This window comes from Streptomyces sp. NBC_01546, assembly GCF_045208355.1.
Taxonomy (GTDB): domain Bacteria; phylum Actinomycetota; class Actinomycetes; order Streptomycetales; family Streptomycetaceae; genus Streptomyces.
Genome location: NZ_CP109380.1, coordinates 325,970 through 343,927 on the forward strand (window position 1 = coordinate 325,970; position 17,958 = coordinate 343,927).

Annotated in this window: 16 protein-coding genes and 1 pseudogene; 9 read left to right on the top strand and 8 right to left on the bottom strand. The window is 67.4% G+C overall.

Translation table 11 applies throughout. From position 1 onward, the window contains the following. Window positions 1–519: 519 nt before the first annotated feature. On the bottom strand, window positions 520–1,002 hold the full coding sequence (locus OHA89_RS40225; protein WP_406368915.1) for a hypothetical protein: 483 nt from the start codon (window positions 1,000–1,002) through the stop codon (window positions 520–522). A 164-nt stretch (window positions 1,003–1,166) separates the two neighbouring features. Beyond that, a complete protein-coding gene (locus tag OHA89_RS40230) occupies window positions 1,167–1,340 on the bottom strand; it encodes a hypothetical protein (protein ID WP_331761906.1) in 174 nt (57 codons plus the stop codon). 123 nt (window positions 1,341–1,463) lie between these two features. On the opposite strand from OHA89_RS40230, the gene OHA89_RS40235 reads away from it, so the two are divergent. Both OHA89_RS40235 and OHA89_RS40240 read left to right on the top strand, forming a co-directional pair. Further along, complete coding sequence (locus OHA89_RS40235; RefSeq protein ID WP_331761908.1) at window positions 1,464–1,661, top strand: hypothetical protein; 198 nt, start codon at window positions 1,464–1,466, stop codon at window positions 1,659–1,661. A 97-nt stretch (window positions 1,662–1,758) separates the two neighbouring features. Further along, window positions 1,759–2,073, top strand: a complete 315-nt coding sequence (locus OHA89_RS40240) for a hypothetical protein (RefSeq protein ID WP_331761909.1) — start codon at window positions 1,759–1,761, stop codon at window positions 2,071–2,073. Window positions 2,074–2,299: 226 nt separating this feature from the next. Here OHA89_RS40240 and OHA89_RS40245 read toward each other — a convergent pair whose 3' ends face one another. Further along, entirely contained in the window at window positions 2,300–4,114 is a 1,815-nt protein-coding gene (locus tag OHA89_RS40245; RefSeq protein ID WP_331761911.1) for a hypothetical protein, read from the bottom strand. Between the two features lie 505 nt (window positions 4,115–4,619). Between OHA89_RS40245 and OHA89_RS40250 the strand changes: the two genes are divergently transcribed. Then, window positions 4,620–4,937 (top strand): hypothetical protein, encoded by a 318-nt coding sequence (locus OHA89_RS40250; RefSeq protein ID WP_331761912.1) that lies wholly within the window; start codon window positions 4,620–4,622, stop codon window positions 4,935–4,937. A 138-nt stretch (window positions 4,938–5,075) separates the two neighbouring features. Here OHA89_RS40250 and OHA89_RS40255 read toward each other — a convergent pair. Then, window positions 5,076–5,285, bottom strand: a pseudogene (locus OHA89_RS40255) (DUF402 domain-containing protein); the annotation flags it as partial. Window positions 5,286–5,926: 641 nt separating this feature from the next. Then, window positions 5,927–6,403, bottom strand: coding sequence for a hypothetical protein (locus OHA89_RS40260; RefSeq protein ID WP_406368918.1), 477 nt, complete (start codon window positions 6,401–6,403; stop codon window positions 5,927–5,929). Between OHA89_RS40260 and OHA89_RS40265 the strand changes: the two genes are divergently transcribed. The 3 genes from OHA89_RS40265 to OHA89_RS40275 all read left to right on the top strand — a co-directional run bounded on the left by OHA89_RS40265 (window position 6,396) and on the right by OHA89_RS40275 (window position 9,734). Further along, window positions 6,396–8,786, top strand: coding sequence for a trypsin-like serine peptidase (locus OHA89_RS40265; protein WP_406368920.1), 2,391 nt, complete (start codon window positions 6,396–6,398; stop codon window positions 8,784–8,786). The two genes, OHA89_RS40260 and OHA89_RS40265, sit on opposite strands and share 8 nt — an antisense overlap. Window positions 8,787–8,814: 28 nt before the next feature. Next, window positions 8,815–9,150: a hypothetical protein gene (locus OHA89_RS40270; RefSeq protein WP_406368922.1), complete on the top strand. Its 336-nt coding sequence runs from the start codon at window positions 8,815–8,817 to the stop codon at window positions 9,148–9,150. 110 nt (window positions 9,151–9,260) lie between these two features. After that, window positions 9,261–9,734: a hypothetical protein gene (locus OHA89_RS40275; protein ID WP_406368924.1), complete on the top strand. Its 474-nt coding sequence runs from the start codon at window positions 9,261–9,263 to the stop codon at window positions 9,732–9,734. Window positions 9,735–9,937: 203 nt separating this feature from the next. Here the strand turns inward: OHA89_RS40275 and OHA89_RS40280 are convergent, their stop codons facing one another. Both OHA89_RS40280 and OHA89_RS40285 read right to left on the bottom strand, forming a co-directional pair. Then, window positions 9,938–10,684 carry a hypothetical protein gene (locus OHA89_RS40280; protein ID WP_331761916.1) on the bottom strand — a complete coding sequence of 249 codons (747 nt, stop codon included), beginning with the start codon at window positions 10,682–10,684 and terminating at the stop codon, window positions 9,938–9,940. Between the two features lie 213 nt (window positions 10,685–10,897). Then, window positions 10,898–11,608, bottom strand: coding sequence for an HNH endonuclease family protein (locus tag OHA89_RS40285; protein ID WP_331762031.1), 711 nt, complete (start codon window positions 11,606–11,608; stop codon window positions 10,898–10,900). Window positions 11,609–12,180: 572 nt separating this feature from the next. On the opposite strand from OHA89_RS40285, the gene OHA89_RS40290 reads away from it, so the two are divergent. The 3 genes from OHA89_RS40290 to OHA89_RS40300 all read left to right on the top strand — a co-directional run bounded on the left by OHA89_RS40290 (window position 12,181) and on the right by OHA89_RS40300 (window position 16,237). Next, window positions 12,181–12,762 carry an RNA polymerase sigma factor gene (locus tag OHA89_RS40290; RefSeq protein WP_406368927.1) on the top strand — a complete coding sequence of 194 codons (582 nt, stop codon included), beginning with the start codon at window positions 12,181–12,183 and terminating at the stop codon, window positions 12,760–12,762. A gap of 875 nt (window positions 12,763–13,637) precedes the next feature. Continuing rightward, window positions 13,638–14,441 (top strand): IclR family transcriptional regulator, encoded by an 804-nt coding sequence (locus OHA89_RS40295; RefSeq protein WP_406368975.1) that lies wholly within the window; start codon window positions 13,638–13,640, stop codon window positions 14,439–14,441. Window positions 14,442–14,647: 206 nt separating this feature from the next. Next, window positions 14,648–16,237 (top strand): hypothetical protein, encoded by a 1,590-nt coding sequence (locus OHA89_RS40300; RefSeq protein WP_331761920.1) that lies wholly within the window; start codon window positions 14,648–14,650, stop codon window positions 16,235–16,237. A gap of 879 nt (window positions 16,238–17,116) precedes the next feature. On the opposite strand, the gene OHA89_RS40305 is transcribed toward OHA89_RS40300, so the two are convergent. Next, window positions 17,117–17,884, bottom strand: a complete 768-nt coding sequence (locus OHA89_RS40305; RefSeq protein WP_406368929.1) for a DUF3800 domain-containing protein — start codon at window positions 17,882–17,884, stop codon at window positions 17,117–17,119. Between the last annotated feature and the right edge of the window lie 74 nt (window positions 17,885–17,958).

Genomic DNA, 17,958 nt, shown 5'->3' on the forward strand with positions numbered 1-17,958 from the left:
CTCGTCGTGGGCGTGCAGCTTCCTCTAGAAGGAGGTGCTGACGACGTGCCCTTCGGCACAACGGACGACGGTGTGCTCCATCGAGTCCCTTTCCCCAACGCAGCAATACGCAACATATGGTGCTAATCAGGCCAGGGGTGGACATTAAGTTCTTGGTGTAGCCCTTGGAGTCATCGACCTTCTCGACGTTCTCGTCGAAGTTGCGCTCCACGTACGCCATAGGGATCTTCGCCGCTGCTGCCGGAGCTGAAGGGCGTCTTTCTCGCCTCGCGCGCCAAGGGCAGTCTGCTGGCGTGCGAGGCTTCGCCGGTGAGCACCATGCGCCGCCCGCTCGGGCACGGACCGGATCCCGTCGTCGAGGACCAGGAGCCGCGTACCGTGCGTGGCCGTACGGCCGCCGAACTTGCCGCCACCGACATCGAGCATCTCCTTGCGCGACCCGATGTTGGTACGACGGCTCGCCGAACGCTGGGTGCCGGCCCCCGGACCTGAAATCCGGTCAGGGGCCAACCTCCTGGGCTAGTAGTTCCGCCTGGGCCCCTTCTGTGCCTGCTGCTGGGCCAGGGCCGCGCTCGCGGCCGGGACGTGCTGCTGCTGGACGACCTTCGGCTTCGGCTGTGCCTGGGCGGCGCGGGCCTTCGTCTCGGCGTCGTGCAGCTTCGGGTACTTCTCCGCGATGTCGCGGCGCTGCTTCTGTTCGCCGGCGGCGAGTGCGGCGTGGCTCCGCGCGTCGGCGGCCTTCTTCGCTGCCGTCCGGGCGGCCTTGCTCAGGTCGGCCAGTTCGTTCTCGTCCAGTTCGTCCTTGCGGTGCCCCTGCTGTGGCAGGGCGGCCCGTCGGCGAACCAGGGGCTGGACCGCCTCCCAACACGCCCGTGTCTTCCCCGTCGACGAGGTGCCCACCAGCACCACGATCCGGCTGTGACCGGCCATGACGTCCCGGACCGCTTCGCCCAGCGCCCGGTCATGCTCGCGGGACACATACCCGGGCAGCGCCCGCGCCATGGAGGTATCGGACTGTGATCCGGTGCTGCTGGGCCCGGCAGGATGCACCTCCAGATCATGCGGCTCCCATTCCCCGATCGGACGCCCCGGCCCGTGCGTTGTGACCGTGCCTGACTCCTTGGCCGCGGTCCGCTGCAACGTCAGTAACTCCTGTACCGGCAGCTTCAGTGCGCGGGAACAGGCTTCCTGGGCGAGAGCGCCTCCGACACGGTTGTGCGTCCCAGTTCCGCCCGGGCGGCGAGCTGCGTCTGGTTCAGCCGGGCCGCGACAAGCCCGTCGGCCAGTCTCCGGCGCAGCTCGGTCAGCGCCAGCTTGTGGCCTCTCTGCTCACCATGCATGTGCTCGCCCCTGGCCCCGGATGTGTTCGCCGGTGTTCATCTTCGTCCGGGCGAACCCCGGCGCACACCGTTTCCACGACCTTCGAGCACGTCAACGTCCTCACCGTTTATAGGGAGCTTGCCGTGACCGTCGCCGTTGTCCTCCTGACCACCGCACTCGTACTTCTCATCGCGCTGCTGGCCGCGGCCGGCGCGGGCAAGCTCGCCCGCATGGACGGCGCCACCTACCCCTCCGCCCTCACCCGTGCCGCCACTACCTTCGCCACAGTCATCACCCTCGCCGCCACCGCGACCGCAGTCCTCGCCTCACTCCTCACCTGAGCGGATCAGAGGTTTGCCCTCGGCCCCTTCTGCTGCGGTGTCTGCGTCGCTGCTGCCGGGGCTGCGGCCGACGCCTGCCGCTTCTGCTGCTGTTGCTGTGCTTCGGCCAGGCGCGCGCGACCGCAGCACCAGCACCCGCAGCCGCACCCTCACCGAAGCCACCGCCCGCACCCGGCCAATCACCACCACCGCCTACGACATGTACCGGGCGCTGGGCTTCCAGCGAGCGCGGGTACGCGGCATCGCACTTCGCTGCGAGCAGCTGGTCGACGCGGCCGCGGTAGCCGAGCAACTCTCGTTCGACCTGAGTAGGGAACGTCAGATGCGGGTGGAGAAGGCCATCGACCTGCTCAACGCCCGCTTCGGGTCCGGCATGGTGGGCCCGGCGTCCAGTTACCGCTGGGCCGGCTGAAATCGCAGCACCCGCACTGGGCCACCATGCGATGGGTCATTCCGAACATTGCCCGGGATCCCGACAGCAGGAAGGTTAGTCAGCGACGACGAGCAGGAGCCCTACGGCATGAAGGCCGTGTGGAAGGCGGTCGACCAACCGACTGCCCCGCTCCGCCGGGCCGCCATGTGCACCCGGGGGCTGGCCTGTCTTCAGCCGCCGCGGCCAGCCGCGGGTGCCGGCCCCGTCACGTTGCGGCACCGCCGCCCGGTGCGAGCTTCTGTTCAATCCACTCTGTCGGCGCCTTCTCGATCCAGTAGTCACTGTGGACACGCAATGGGGGGGCCGAGTCTGAGATCGTCTCGGAGATCTCCTTGTCCTCGACTCCGCTCACCACATCCGGCATCGCTGTCGCGATTGGGTCTGTCGCCCGCCAGGCGTTGCACCATCCTTTAGTTCTAGCCAAGGCGTTGAGGAAGAACTGGTCGTTGAAATAGAACGGGAAGAAGCCCCGGTACAGCGAGTTCAGCGGCGATCCGCAGGTGACGAGGAAGAGGTTCTCCTGTGGCGGCAGCAACGACGGTTTTGGGGGCTTGTCGCCCTCCGCCTTGTCCTGAGGCATATCGTTGGCCAGCAGCCAGGTACCCAGAACCGAACCCTGGCTGTGGGCGAACAGGACGACACGGTGCTCCCGGTGGAGTTTGAGTTCTTCTCGCAGCCCGTCCACGACCTCCTCGCGGTAGGAGCGGCCCGCCAGCGGGTGGTACCGAACCGGCCAGAAGCCAGCGACGTCGGCGATCGCACCGAAGACGGCGGGAGCCACAGAGAACCTTCCGCGCATGACGATGAACACCAGCACCCCTGCGACGGCCGCGTGTGTCAGCACCAGCGCCACGGTCAGCGGCCAGCCGCTCCAGCTCGTACAGCGGGCCACGACGCACACCACAGCCGCCAGTACGACGTAGACGGCGATAGCCCACAAGAGGGCGCGCCGCATCAAGCGCGGCAGCGTGGTTACCACGAGGTGGACAAATCTCAGACGCCGGTAGGCGCAATACCCCTTCCACTCGGCTGTGTCCTTCCACCCCCAGGTGAAGGCTGCGAGCGCGAATGCCACGGCGAAGCCCGCAATAGCGGCCCACGCCGCGATGGGCACGAGGTCGAGAAGCAGGACCCGGTCTCCGTCGGGATCGGCTGACCTGAGCAGGTGGGACGCGGCGGGCATGCCTGAGGCCCGGCTGGCTACGGCTCCGATGTACTCCAGGTAGGCCATCAGCCACCCGGCTGCGAGCCGGAGGATCGCGCCGGTGGAGTGAACCAGGAGGACCACGAGCACCGTCGTGATCGCGGCCGCCGAGTTGAACAGCAGGAAGGCAAGAACCAGGGCCAAGGCGGTGGAGGCGACGACGAAAGCCATCATCGCGTCGAGACGCGGGTCCACCACCTCAAGTACCGCACCGGGTGCGTCACCGCCGTAGCCGGAGCTGTTGGGCCAGATACTCCACGGCCTCTGGGCCGGCTTCCATACGAACACAGCCCCGGCCACGACGAGAACGAACACGGCGTGGACACAGGCAAGAATCCGAGGGATCCAGCGCGACGGCCGCAGGAAGGTCCGGCAGAGGATCGCAAGAACGACGGCGGCGGCCGGAACCCCAACGGACAGCCACTCTGCCAGTGACTCCTCGTCGGCCAATCCCGGTACGTACTCCAGCACAGTCTCCACGATGACGATCAGCCATGCGGTCAGCACCACGGTGACCAACAAGCCCGCCAGGCACGTGATGAAGGTGTGCCAAAAGCGCCACCATCTGTCGGGCTTCATGTAGCCGACGACGTTCATCAGCGTGAAGGGGGTCGCGAGGTACCAGAGGAAGCCAGCGACGCTGCGCGAGGTCCGTGACCAGTTGATGAGGCGGAGGCCATGGGCCGGGATCTTCGGCTTCTCGTACGACTCGATGCCCTTGAGCTTCTCCTTCGACGGTTCGAGGCCCACGCTGCCCAGTGCGCTCAGGGGACCGTGATCGCCGACGCCGTGGACGCGGATTTCGATCGAGCTCATAGACCCAAACACAGCACGGGCGGAACAGCTGGCCAACCCATGACGCGCGCTCGTAGCTCATAGGAGCGCGCGACTTACGCTCGATGCCCTAGCCCTAGCCCTGCAGGAATCCGGCTCTGAGGCCACCGCCCGACTAGTATCCGGACTGGAGTCAGGCAGTGAAAGACCTGGTGAGGCCGCCTCCTCCGCCGGCGCCGAGAACGGCGGGCGGGCTGACACGGCACGCTTGCGGCCGTCGATCTTCCTTCGCGCGTCGCGTTCGTAGGGGCTCCGGCGTCCGCTCACCGAGCATCCGCACGGGCGCTCAGGGGCATGACCCTGAGCGCCTCCTCTCTACGCCGTCCTTGTATCGAGGTCTTCACTGGCCCCACCGCGCGTCGGCCGACCGAGCGCGGGTTGTGTTTTAGCAGGCGAACCCGACCAAGCCCACGGGACCCACGCACGAAACCACCGAACCCACGCGCCGACCGCCCCCAAGGCCGCCTCAGAGCGTGAGTTCCCGCAGTTGACCACCCGAGAATCCGCGAACCCGCGCGCTTCGCTCTACGACCTGCTCGCCCTCCAGCGCGCCCGAGTCCGCGCCATCAGCCTGCGCGCACAAGACCTCCGACCCTCGAGCGAAGCCACCCAGCAACTCACCCTCGACGCCCGCGACGACCGAGACCTGGCCATCGAAGCGGTCACCGACCGGGCCCGTGCCCGCTACGGGCCCGGCACCATCCGACCCGCCATTCTCGCCATAAAGGCCAGGGGGAACACCCCGTTGCAGGACTCGCAGCGGAAGTCGCTGAGGCGGGTCTATCCGATGAGGCCAAGCCAGTAGCGGTAAGCCGAGGCGAAGGGGTTCGTCGCCACCACCGTCGTCTTCGCGACGGACCTCTCCATCAACCCCTCGCAGGGCCGCCTCGACAACGCTGTCGGGGTAGCCGTGGCGCATCCGCCGTTCGGCGAACTGATCCTCGTCCCGAACATGGGCCTCGCCACCCCGAGCCCGCACGACATCGAGATCGAGGTCCACCATGCTCACGACGGTCCCGTCCGCGTTCCAATCGGGAACCGTGCACACGTCGCAATACACCTCCGGACCCGGGTCCGCACAGAACGTAGCGGTCCGCCACCAGGTCCACGAGGTCTGTCCGGGCCGGACCGTCAGTGCAGAGCGGCGCGTCACCCTCTCTGGTCATGGCGTGACTTCACGGCTGTGAACGACAGACAGAGCAGAGAGGTCCAACACCTTTCGGTCATGTGCATGACTCTCTTCCCAGCCTCATTCGGCTGGGGCCCGAGCCGAGGCGTAGGGCCAGCGGGCATCGGCCGCTGCACCCCGACGGCTCCGTCCAGATCGAGCTATGCACGGAAGGAACTGGAGTGCTGGTCTGAGGCTGGAGGGACGCGCCAGCTGCCGCCCTTGGCGGCGGCGGCCCAGGCGCCACCCTTCAAAGCCTTCCGCTGGCCCCAGGCTTCGGCCTAGGCGGCGAAGAAGGGGCGCCAAGGTGTGGCGCGACACCTGGCGACGCTTCATCCGGAACCAATCGCACGCGGCAAATGGGGAGGCTCCGATTTCTCTCGGTCGAGGTACCTGCGTGCTACGCACAGGCGGGCGGCACATGGTCACCCGCTCGGACATTCAGTCAATTCGACGTTGAAGCTTACCGGCCAAACCTGAATCCCCCGCACAGGCTTGCTGTGTAAGGATCGGCGCCTCTCCGGGAATAGGCTCCAACCCGCTCCGAAGGCGTGGGGTCAGCTTCTTGTTCCTGCAGATGAGTAACGGATTGGCTGATTCTTTTCGGTCGATCGACTAGGGGGGACCTACGTGCACTTGAAGAGGCTGTTGCCAGCTGCGGCAACAGTGATCGCTGTATCGATGCCCATCACAGCTTTCGCTGCCCCATCACCGCCGGTATCAACCAACGCCACATCCGCACCTGAGCCGGGAATCGATCTCGACTCCGTCCTTGCTGCTGCGGGTATACCTTCACCCACCGGAGCGCCGTCCAAGACGCCCTCGCCGATCAGGCCGCCGGAACCGAAAGTCGGGTCTGCGGCAGCCGAAGAAAAGTTCTGGACTCCGGAGCGGATAGCCAAAGCGAAACCTGTTGACGAGCAGGCCGTGCGCGCCGCGAAACAGAACACCCCGGAATCTGAGAGGGATTCCGCCGATCCGGATACTGCGGCGGTCTCCGAGAAGCGCGACCAGGTCGGATTGTTCTTCTTCGTATCCGGCGACGGGTACAAATTCTGCGCCGGTACCGTGGTTCCGGCGCAGGGAAAGAATGTCGTGGCCACCGCCGCGCACTGCTTCGACGGGGCCACGCCCATCCACCACATGGTGTTCGTCCCCGGGCACGGGGAGACGACACCCCGCCCCTTCGGCGTGTTCCCCGTCGCCACCTCGAAGATGCACATGGTTCCCGCCTACAAAGCCCCCGGCGGATTCCACACCGCCACCGACCTGGACTTCGCGTTCGCCGTCGCCGCGCCCCGCGCAGACGGCAAGAATGTCGAAGACGTCGTCGGATCGATCCCTCTCGCTTTCAGCTCCGGCTTCAACCACCCTCATACCAAGGTCGTCGGTCAAGAGCCGAACAAAGCTCCCACCGAGTGCGACGCCCCGATGAAGCAGTCCACCACGGAGACTGCGGGGGAGTGGGTCGGAGGTGTTTTCACCCGGGTCGATTGCGCCGCCTCGCCACCCAGCACCTCTGGCGGGCCCTTCCTCATCGACGTGGACGGCCGCCCGGCGCTGGCCGGTGTCGTAGGTGGCTGGAAGACCGGCGGTGACGAGCCCGGCACGGTCTACGGCTCGTACCTCGATGACGACGCCAAGGCCCTCTACGAGGCGGCCACAACCCAGAATGATCCCCCGCCCACACCTACGCCCTCCACCTCGGCCACCCCGGGGCCGGCCGCCACTCCTGCGCCGCCCACACCGTCGCCCACACCGTCTCTCCGGGCCCCGGTGAACTCGCTGGCGGCCGAGATGGAGGCGTTCTGGACCCCGGAGCGCATGCAGCTGGCGAGGCCGGATGCCCGTCAGGCAGCACGTGAGGCGCTGCTTTCCCCGCAGGCCCGTGCCTTCGCCGCCTCCCCCTCCAAGGAGTTCGGGGGCATCAAGGAGGTCGGTACGTTCTTCTACGCCACCGACGACGGGTACCGGTTCTGCGCGGGCACTGTGGTGCCTTCACCAGGGAAGAACATCGTCGCCACCGCCGCGCACTGCTTCGACCCGGACGACAGAGCCACGAAGCTGGTCTTCGTCCCGAAGCACAACGCGACGACACCCCGCCCGTACGGGGTGTTCCCGATCGCTGTCGGCCAGATCTACATGGACGCGGCCTATGCGGCACCCAACGGCGAGAAGGCCGCCACCGATCTCGACTTCGCGTTCCTGAAGACCGAACCGCGATCGGACGGGAAGAACCTCGAAGACGTGGTGGGGTCCATCCCCCTCGCCCTGAACCAGGGCTTCGACCACCCGGGCACTCAGGTCATCGGCTACCCCTACCTGCCTGGTGACGACAAGTACAAGCCGAACCAGAACCCGCTGACGTGCACCACGCCCACGAAGAAGTTCACCACCGGCAACGCGCAGGGCTGGAGAGGCGGCACGTTCCTCCAGGTCGACTGCAAGGGATACGTGTCCGGGACCTCGGGCGGCCCCTTCCTGATCAAGATGGGCAGCGGCCTGGGATTGGCCGGCGTCACCGGAGGCTGGATGACCGGGGGCCACTCCCCGGACACCTCCTACAGCTCCTATTTCGGAGACGACGTCAAACGGGTCTACGACGCCGCGGTGGCCGGGAAGCAGCCCGACCCCAGGCCCGGTTCCGCTCTCCCGCCCGGGGAGACCTGGCGGGACTACGCCCGGGGCATCGCCTCCGGCTACTTCACTGGCGGTGGCGACAACTCCCGTGAGCGTATGGACATGCTCGTCTGGTGGAAGGACGGCGAGGTGAGCCTGTACCGGGGCGCGAACCCGGAGAAGGGCTACTTCGACAGAGAAACCCGGGTTCAGGCGCCCAACGACACCTGGCGGGACTACGCCGTCGAAATCACGGCCGGGGACTTCACCGGGGACAGCCGATCAGATCTGGTGGTCCGCTGGAAGGACGGCGAGGTGTCGCTGTATCCGTCCGTGGACGAGAACGGATTCCACGGCGAAATCCAGATTCTCTCACCCAATGACGACTGGAAGAACTACGCGCAACAGATGACCACAGGCCGGTTCTCCGGCAACGCTCGCCAGGACGACATCGTCATCCGGTGGAAGGACGGCGAGGTCAGCCAGTTCACCGATGTGTCCGAGCGGGGCATGGGAACGGAAACCCAGGCCATAGCCCCGAATGACACCTGGATACATGCGGACGAGATCGCCTCGGGTGACTACACCGGGAACGACAACTGGGACCTCATCATCCGGTGGAGTGATGGCGAACTCACCAACTACCAGGACTTCACCGGGAACGTGGGCGCCTCCGAGGAGAACCAGCTCGTCGCCCCCAACGACACGTGGGATCACGCCACCATCCTTTCCGGCGGCGACTATTCGGACAACCCGTGGCCAGACGACACCGTTGTCCGCTGGACCGATGGAGAGATGACTCTCTACACGGACGGCAACGGCACCACGATCGGCGCGGAACACAAGATCGTCAGCGCAGCCTTGTGAACCCCCAGACATCCGTGTGAGGAGAGAAATGAACCGCAAGAAGATAGCTTCCGTCGCTGCTGCCTTTGCCCTCCCGATAGCGGCTCTGCAGGTCGCTGGCGCCGGCGCCGCGACCGCAGCGCCGGCACCAGGGCAGGGTAGTTGCGGCACTTGGGTAAGCGGTCCGGGCCAGACCGGCAATGTCACCTGCCCGTCGGGCGGAACCCGACAGTTCCGTGCCAAGGTCACCTGCGTGACCAGCCGAGGAAGTACCTTCACTGTGTACGGGGAGTGGCTGTACCAGGGCGTTTCGGAGGCCACGTGCTCTCTGAACGACGCGGCGGGCGTGTTGTACATCGACTGGGAACGGCGGAACAAGGGCTGACGTCCCCGGCGGGTTGTCGGGGCTCTACGCCCCGACAACCCGCCGGGGAACCTGCGGGCGGGATGCCACGTCTCCTCAGTACAGGGGACCAGTCGAAAGAGCGGAAGCATATGAACCTCAACGACCAGAGTGACTCCGCCACCTCTCGCGGTGCCGCTCGAAAACTCCGTTCCGGCCGCCGTCGCGGGATCTGTCTCAGCGCGGTGACCGTCGTCCTTTTAGCGGGTGCAACGCTGTCCTGTAGCAGCCAAGACAGCTCCCAGGACCTTGGGCCTTCACCAACGTGGACGTCCGAGATGAACCCGGCTACGGAAGCGTTCCGCAAGTACCTCGAGCAAGACAAGGCGAACGAAGATCTGACGGACCTTTTCATACACGTGGTAGACGCACCGGACGGTCAGCCTGTGGCGGCCCGCATCCTTACCGGTCTCAACCGTGATTCCGAGGGAACCGAAATCGATAAGGCGAAGGCGGAAAGGATAGCCAGGGCTTTCGCCGACTGGCACGCGGCCGAATTCAAGGACCACGGTACCGTCAGGGTCTCCGGCCAGATAGGCAAGGCGTTGGCCACCCTGGAATGGTGAACGCTGCCACACCCGCTGGCGGGTGTTGCGGTTTACACCACTGGCGACGGGTGCGGGTAGACACCAGCGGGCGCCGCCAGAAGCCCGCACATGACTTCCCCCAGTGCAGCGGCCCCTCCGCACAGCCAGCCGTGGAGGGGGAGCAGCCTGGCGGCCGCGGCAGACCGGGCGCCGGTCACAGAGCACGACGAGCTGATTTGTGTTCACCTGGCGTCCACACGGGTGCAGAGGTGTGCAGAGGGGCAGGTACCGCAGCCCTTCTCGTGTGCCAGGTCGGCGACGGCCTCGAACAGCCGACGGGCGTGTCCTACGGAATCGATGCCGTCGTGCTCGGCGAACTCTTCGGGGAGCGGCTGGGTGCCCCGGGACATGTGCGGCCTGATGAACGCCAGTGCTGCGAACTCGTCGGCGGGTAGATCGCCGGGGCGGGCGGGGATGCAGGTCGACGGCACGAGTGCGTCCGCGGCGGTTCCGTGGAAAATCCACGGGTCCCCGGGGCGCTGCGGCGGCTGGCTGACGACGCGGACCAGCGGAACTCCCTCGGCGACTTCCTCCACCAGGAACGCGCCGACGGAGTGCAGTCGATGCAGGCTCTCTCGGACGTCATGGCCGCTGGAGTCGGCGCCCATCAGGGCAGCGATTTCCTCCATGGGGATGAGAGTGGCGTGCTCGTCGGCGCCCTTGCTGATCGGGATGGCGCCCTGGTCGAGAGCCAAATCGAGCTGCACCGCTTGCATGGGAATCAGCCCGCGGTAGAGAGGCCGCAAGCGCGCAAAGCGTCTCATCAGGTCGACCGCGTCCTCGTCGAGGCGCGAGTCGGCAGCGGCTGCGTCGGCCGTGAAGTCGGATCCGATGGTGAGCCACTCGTCGTAGCCGGGGGGCTGCAACTGCTGCAGTGTGTACGTCTGGATCCGCTCGCGTCGCGGCTTGCCAGGCTTCCTTCTACCCACAGGTGATTCTCCTGATCTCGGCGGATAGGCCGGCGCCTGCCCGGGCAGCACGCGCGCATGGGGCTGGCGCCAGCACAAGAGGTGATCGTCTCGGGACGTGTCAACGCGACAGCCCCGCGGCGCGGCGGCCAGCCTCGATCGGGGAGCCGCGAGGCTGCGTGGCCACAGGGCCGGATGGTGGCGGCCTGCGGCCAGCTCACTTACGTCGGCCGGTCAGGACGCGGTCTCGTAGACGACGGTGCTGTTCGGGCAGTCCTCAGCGACTCCGAGGAGGGCCTGGCGTTCGGCGTCGTCGGCGGCGAGGTTCCAGCGGAGTTTGGTCGCGGTCCACTGGGCGGCGTACTCGCAGTGGTAGCCGCCGGCCGGGGGCAGCCACTGCGCGGGGTCCTTGTCGGCCTTGGACCGGTTCGACTTCGCGGTGACCGCGATCAGCGTCAACGGGGATGCCTGGTCGTTCGCGTACGCCTCACGCCGGGTTGCGTCCCACGCGAAGCCACCCGAGTCGTGGACTTCGGCCAAAGGTACGAAATGGTCTACATCGAGACCCGCGGCGTCCGTCACGGTGACGTCGTCGTAGGGGCTCAGCCACGATCCGCCCGACATCTTGCAGCCGGGAGCTACCTGCGGGGCCTCGACGGCCTCGGACAGGATGACCTCCCTGCGGGTGTCACAGCCGTCGGTGGCGTTCAGTCCGCGGTTCCAGTGCTTGTACAGGTCCCGCTTGTAGCCGGCGCGTTGCTCGTCGGCGACGGGGATCTGGTCGATCGCCTCGAAGAGCGGGATCGGCGCGCGGAGTCCGGCGGCACCGGGTACGGCCGCCGCTGAGTGGGTGGCTGAGCGGGGCGGTTCGGCGTGGGCGGCGGGTACGCCGGTGGTGAGGAGGGGAAGTGCGGCGAGGGTGAGCGCGGGCAGGCCACGGAGCATCAGGTTGTTGATCACGCTCGGGTTGTAGCGGCCAAAGGACACGGGTGAACAGCCCCAGATCGGCTGCTTCACCCGGCCGGGTGGGCGGATTCACCGCGGAAACGATCGCCCAACGGACGAGGTGTCATGTCACCGGGGAGGGGCGTGCGCGGGCGCATGAGGGCGCGCAGGGAAGCGGATGCGCCCGCTCCAGAAGTTTTACCAAGATGTCCTGAACGTTCGCGGGGTCGTTTCGATTGGCTGGTCAGTAGGAGCCGCCTAGTGGTGGTGGCTCCCCGGCGGCCGACTGGGGAAGGCACGCCTGGATCTACCGTCTGAAGATCGCCTGGAAGGACTTCCCGCGCCGTGGAAATCACCGAACCGCTCGCTCTGGCACTGATAGGGACAACTGCCGTGCGGGTGTTCGCCCCTGACGTGGCGCGAGGACTCCGCCGCCTGCTGGGCGCCGGAGTGCGGGTAGGCGCCGCCGAACTCACCGCAGGCCGCAGCCTGGCGGCCGGTCACCTGAACCGGCCGCGTGACATGCCGAGTACCGACCTGAATGGGGCCGGGGAGCAGCCGTGGGGGAGTTCATGACCGACACCGAGGACGACCCGTTCGGAGAGCAGGCAGTCGACGTCGAGCTTGCCGGGGTCATGCCGGTGGAGTTCGTTGCGTTCCACTCGCAGAACCACCTGGCTTTTCTGCACTACGCGCAGTGGGAGCTCGGCGACGGCAACGTCGCCGCGGCCGCTGTCGAGGACGTGTTCACGTTCCTGCTGCAGGTATGGCCGGAGGCGCTTCAGGAAGCCAGCCTCCCGGGCTTCGCCTGGTCCCACCTGCGCGAGCATGTCGCACGCTACAAGGCAGCCGAGGTCGTCCCGGTCGCGCTGGTGAAGACCGCCCAGTTCGCCGCGCTGCGGCGTGCGTCCCGCCGCCAGCTGAAGGCGCAGCAAGTGTCCACGATCGGTCTCTACGAGGCGATCGCCGAGCTGCCCGAGCGGCACTACGACGTCGTGCTGCTGACCTTCGTTCTTGAGCTGGAACGGAGGCAGGTCGCACAGCTGATGGGTATCACCCCGACCACAGTGCGCTCCCACATCCACACCGCCCGCCGAACACTTGCCGAAAAGATCAACTTGGACTGGACTCCAGGAGAGGAGAAGGACCTGTGAACGACACAACCGGCAACTCTGCCGGAACGCCTAGTGAAGTGGATGACGAGGCTCTCCTGGCCGCCGAAGTCTTCAACGGCGACTACGCCTCCTACGACGAGACGGACGCGCGCCGTCGCATCGCCCTGCGCGTCGTTGGTCACCGCAAGGGAGCGGCGGCGCGGCGCCCCGCACGCGGTGCCCTGCCATCAGCCCCCTACGGGATCGCCGCGGCTATTTCCCGGGTTCCGGCCAACCGGGCAGAACGTCAGCTGGTGCTGGACGCGGCCTGCCACGTGCGGGCCGCCCGCGCCCTCGACCAGCTCGCCCGCGACCTGGTGGACAGCCCGCAGTTCACCCGGATCGCCCTGGACGCGGATGCCTGGCCTTACAGCCGGCCCTCGGCCCTTCTGTTCGCGAGCCTGCTGCACCTGTCCGGCCGGATGGAGGGCGCCCAGTTCTGGTTTCAGTACGCCGCCGGTGCCGGCTCGTCCACTGCTGCCCGGGCCCTTTACCTTCTGCACCTGTCCCGGGCCGAGGTCACGATCGCCCACCACTGGCAAGAGCAGACCACCAGCCCCGCCAACGATGAAGAGACGGGCCTGCCGGCCCTGCCGCCGCTCCCCGAAGACCTGGAATCCCCCCTGGGCGCCTCTGTCATCTGGTCCTCGCCACCCATTTCCACCACCGACCTGGCCGCTCACCCGCCCACCGACCACAGGGCCCTGCGGCAGTTCCCCCTGCCGCTGCACCGGGCGATGACCGCCCTCGTCCCATGTGAGGACATCGCCCTCGGCGAGGTCTACAGGACCACCAGTCAGCTCGCCTCGGCCCTGGCCCGCTGCGCTCGTCTGGCCCCGGCCGGGCTGACCGCCGACGCCAAGCAGGGAGCGCGGATCGCCCGCCGGGCTCCCCGGCGGCCGACCTGCTCCAGCCTGGGCGCAGCCCACCGGGCTCTGCGTGTGCTCGAGGTCGTCCACCGCCACATCGGCGGTGTCCGCCTCACCCAGATCGCGCGGGAAACCGGCTTGGGCCAGCTCCACCTCAACCAGGCACTGCAGCAACTCGTCCGTGCCCAGCTCGCCGCCCCGATCATCCCCGGCGTGTACTCCGCCGGCTCCGCCCTGCAGCTCGCGGCCGCCGACCGTGACCGGATGGGCGAGCTCCGCGAGACCCTCGGATACCTGCGCGACGCGGTCGGAGCGGCCGTCTACGTCGCCAGCTACACCGAAGGCGAGGTCTCCATCACCCAGTACGCCGACGGCCCGCGCACCCCAGCCGTGCACGAGTGGGTCGACTTCCGCGAAGCCGCCCACGCCTCCGCCGTCGGCAAGGCCCTCCTGGCGCAGCTCGGCCCGGACGAACGCCGCAACCACCTCAACCGATACCGCATGGAACAGTTCACCCCCCACACCATCACCAGCCCGGAGGTCCTCTTCGACGAACTCGACGACCGGCGGCCCGGCCAGCCCCTGCTCGACCTCCAGGAGTACACCCTCGGCACCGTCTGCGCCGCCGTCCCCCTGGGCACCGGCACCGACCCCCAATGCGTAGCCCTGTCCCTGCCCACCCCGGACCCGGACCGCCTCCAGCAGGCAGCCCGCGTCCTGCGCAACGAAGCCGTCGCCGTCGTCCTCGCCCTCCTGGTCGCCGGCGACGACCTCCGCACACCCACCGAGGCGGCCACAGGCCGCCGCTGACACCGCCGCGTGCCGGCCCTGCGGCCCAACCAGCCGCGGGGCCACCCTCCGTGTGTGGCCGGCGACCAGGTGGGCCGCACTGCTGCCTGCGTGCAGCGTCGGCTGCGGCCCCCGGATCTGTTGCTTAGCGTGACTAACCCCTGTCCGATTGTCAGTGCCGCCGCCTAACGTGAACGCAGGGATCGCCGGCAGGGGGAGGGCACACCGTGGCCAACATCGTCTGGCACACCACGTACAGGTTGCTTCTCGATCTCAAGCAGGAAGACCTCGGGCACGAGAACTTCGATGACCTGTGGAACTTCCTCTACAAGGCGGATCGGATGGCGGCCCAGCGCAATGTTCCGGTCTCCGAACGGGGGCTGCAGTGCGGCGGTGTCTGTAAGGACGTCGGCGTGGTCGCGTGGATGTACTTGCGGCAGCAGGCCAACGGTCGCCGCGAAGCCGTCCATGAGCGCAAGGAGGACGAGGAGCGCCACAAGGCTCCGGTGAGCGACGAGCACAAGGCGTATCAAGAACGGATTCTGCGGGCGGCCGAAGAAGGCGGCTTCCACGGTGACTGCGAGGTCCGCACACCCGTCGGGCGCAGCAGTTTCATCCAGACCGACACCCTGATCGAGGGCGAGGGCGGAAGGCGGATCGGGTGGGAGGTCCAGCTGTCTTCGGCCGGAGTCGACGGGCCAAGCAGCGTGAAGTCCCGGGCCGCGAAGGCAGCGAAGCGGGGCATCACCCCGGCCTGGCACACCGACCGGGCGGACTACGCACGCCGTAGCGATACGCAGTGGACCAGGAGCAACAACCTGCCCGCACACGTCATCGCGAAGATCGGCGACCTTCGTGTCATCTCCGGTTACCGGGCCCTGGACTTCTGGGTCTGCGACCTGCGGGCGGTCTACCCGTGCCCGGACGGGGTCCGCCGGTGTGGCAAGCCGCACGTCACTCCCAAGCCGCGTGACGTGCTGTTCGACGATCTCGTGCGCCGGACGGCGGCCGGAACGATCGTTCCCGTCGAGTACCTCAGGGGGACCAAGGTCGACAGGTTCTGGGTGACCGACGCGGATCGTGACCGCCTTTCCGAACTTCAAGCGGGCGTGATCATCCTGCCCCCGACACGGCCGGACGACTCCAGCTCGAAGACGAGCCCCAACCTGCCCACATGCCGTCCCACGGCGAGCCTGGGCGGGTCCGGCCCGGCGGCGGCCGTCGCGTCCGATGCGACTGCTCTGATCCCGCCGCAGCGAGCCTTCGCGCCAGCGCCACCCCCGGTCGAGGCCTTCGACCCTGGGCCCCAGCCGCTGAGCCACCCTGCGGTGCTCTCCGCGCCTTCGTCGCCGCCCGCCCCGGGGGAGGCCGGCCATGGGGAGCCGGAGACCGAACAGGTGACACTCCCGAGCGCCGACTTCCCTACAGAAATCGAACAGGTTTACGATTCAAGTGTGACCACCACCGCACCCGCGTTCCCCGACGACCTCCTTCAACTACAGGAGCGCCTCCACCGCGCCCACGCCGAGCACCGCACCTACCTGGCCGACCTGCCCTGGAGCGTGGAACCCATGGCCGGCTGGGCGCGCGGTGAGCGGTTCTCCCACCGCGGCGATATCCCCGACAGCCCCGGCTGGAGCGACGAGCAGAAGGAGACAGTCGACCGGATGCGGGCGGAGCTCCGGGAGCTGTCGACCGCCGTCGTCGACCATCCCCACTGGGTGACCGTTCCGCGTGAAAGCCTGGTGGACGCCCGGATGCAGCTCAAGAAGCAGACCCGCCTGGTGGAACCCGATGACGTGACCGAGGCGGCGTAGCCCCTCATGCCCGAACCCCTCCTGCCCCTGCCGCCGGCCCTGGACCAGCTCCTGGTGATACGCCGCTGGCTGGAGCTCACCCCTCGCCCGCGTCGACGAGAAGATCAGCAGCGTTTGGGCAGCCGACGAAGAGCGGGCCTGCCGCCGGTTGCCGCTGGAGCCGCCCCGCTGGTGGATCGGCTACGGCACCGGCGCCTCCTACAGACCCGACCGCGTCCACACCAGCGCCTGCAGGATCACCAGCCAGCTCCCGGGCGGCCACCCGGGAGCCGGTCCTGGAAGCGCTGCGCACCATGCCGGCCGTGATCGCGTGCCCAATGCGCCGCCTCGACAGCGAACTGGGACTTCTGGAGAGCTGACCGGGTGAGGCGGGGCGCAGACACAAGGAGGAGGGAGTTGTCATGGGTGATGATTCGACGCAGTTAGCGCCTGGCCCGGGTCGGCGGCAGGTCTGTTCCACCCGGACTGAGGCGGGCATCTCTGTCCGCTGCAAGCCCGAGCCAGTCTGTTTTGGCCAGCGCTGTTCAGGCTCTCTCCGTCAGGGGCTGAGACGAGACGCCGCCGTCTTTCTTCGGGACGCGGGACTGCCATGATGCGGCCGCCCAGGGTGACCGTCTGTTCCTCCCCGCAAGGCATCACGCTGGCGCACCTCTGAGGCGCGCGGCATTTCGCCAGCCGAAAGGGCCTTGGGACAGGCAGTCCCAGTCCCCTGACCTGGTATTTTCCGTCCTTGGATGGCGAAAAGTATTGCCTGTATGTGTTGCTCTTTGGTATGCGTTCTGGCATCCTTCATTGTGCAAGGTCCCATGTGCCCAAGTGAGGGCACCCAGGGGATCTTGCTCTCGTGGGCCCCCGGTTTTCGCCGGGGGTTTCTGCGTTTCAGTGCCAGGTTTCGTCGTCGAGCCAGACGACGCCGTCGGTTCCGTGGCCGGGAAGCCAGTGCTGGGACAGTCGCTTGTACGCCTTCGACATCGGTCCCATGGGCTGCAGCTTGGGCCAGACCTGCGGGCGCTCGAGTGCCAGATGGTGGAAGGCTGCATACCCGACCAGGTCGGCTGCCTGGATGAACTGGCTGTACCTGCTGTCCTGCATGATCGGGTCTTCCAACACGCGTCGGGAGGCGAGCGGCAGGCCGCGGTGGGCATCGCGGTAGGGCTTGGCTCCGCGAATCGCCTGCTTCCACGCCTCCTGGGCCTTCTCCTGCCCCGTCTCCTCCACGTCGTCAGGGCCGGACTGACCATCGAACATGATCATGACTCGGGTGTCTTGTTCCGCTGCCCAGGCCTCGAGGTGGTTCACGAACGAGTGGTACACCTTGGCAATCTGAGCTGTGGCACCAGCGACCGTGAGCACACGTACGCTCTCGCACTTGGTGACATGCCTGATCATCAAGTCGTGAGCGGCGATCCGCGCCTGCCTGCCAAAGCTGTCGTTCTGCTCCTCCGTCGCGCACGGCCGCCCGCGGCCCTTCACCAGGTGGACGGCATGCAGTTCGGTGTTCTTCGGCACGCCCCACGTCTCGTCCAGCTTGCGGCGTCCCTCTAGCCAGTGGTGCAGCAGATCGCTCCAGCCCTCTTCCGGGACCAGGAGACCTGTCAACGTGCGGGTTTGATCGGCGCCGGAGTCATCGACGTAGCAGAAGTACACGAACGGAATATATGGCTGCCCGCTTCCGCAAAGGAAGTTGGGCCGGATCGGGGGCCACACCACTCGAACACCTT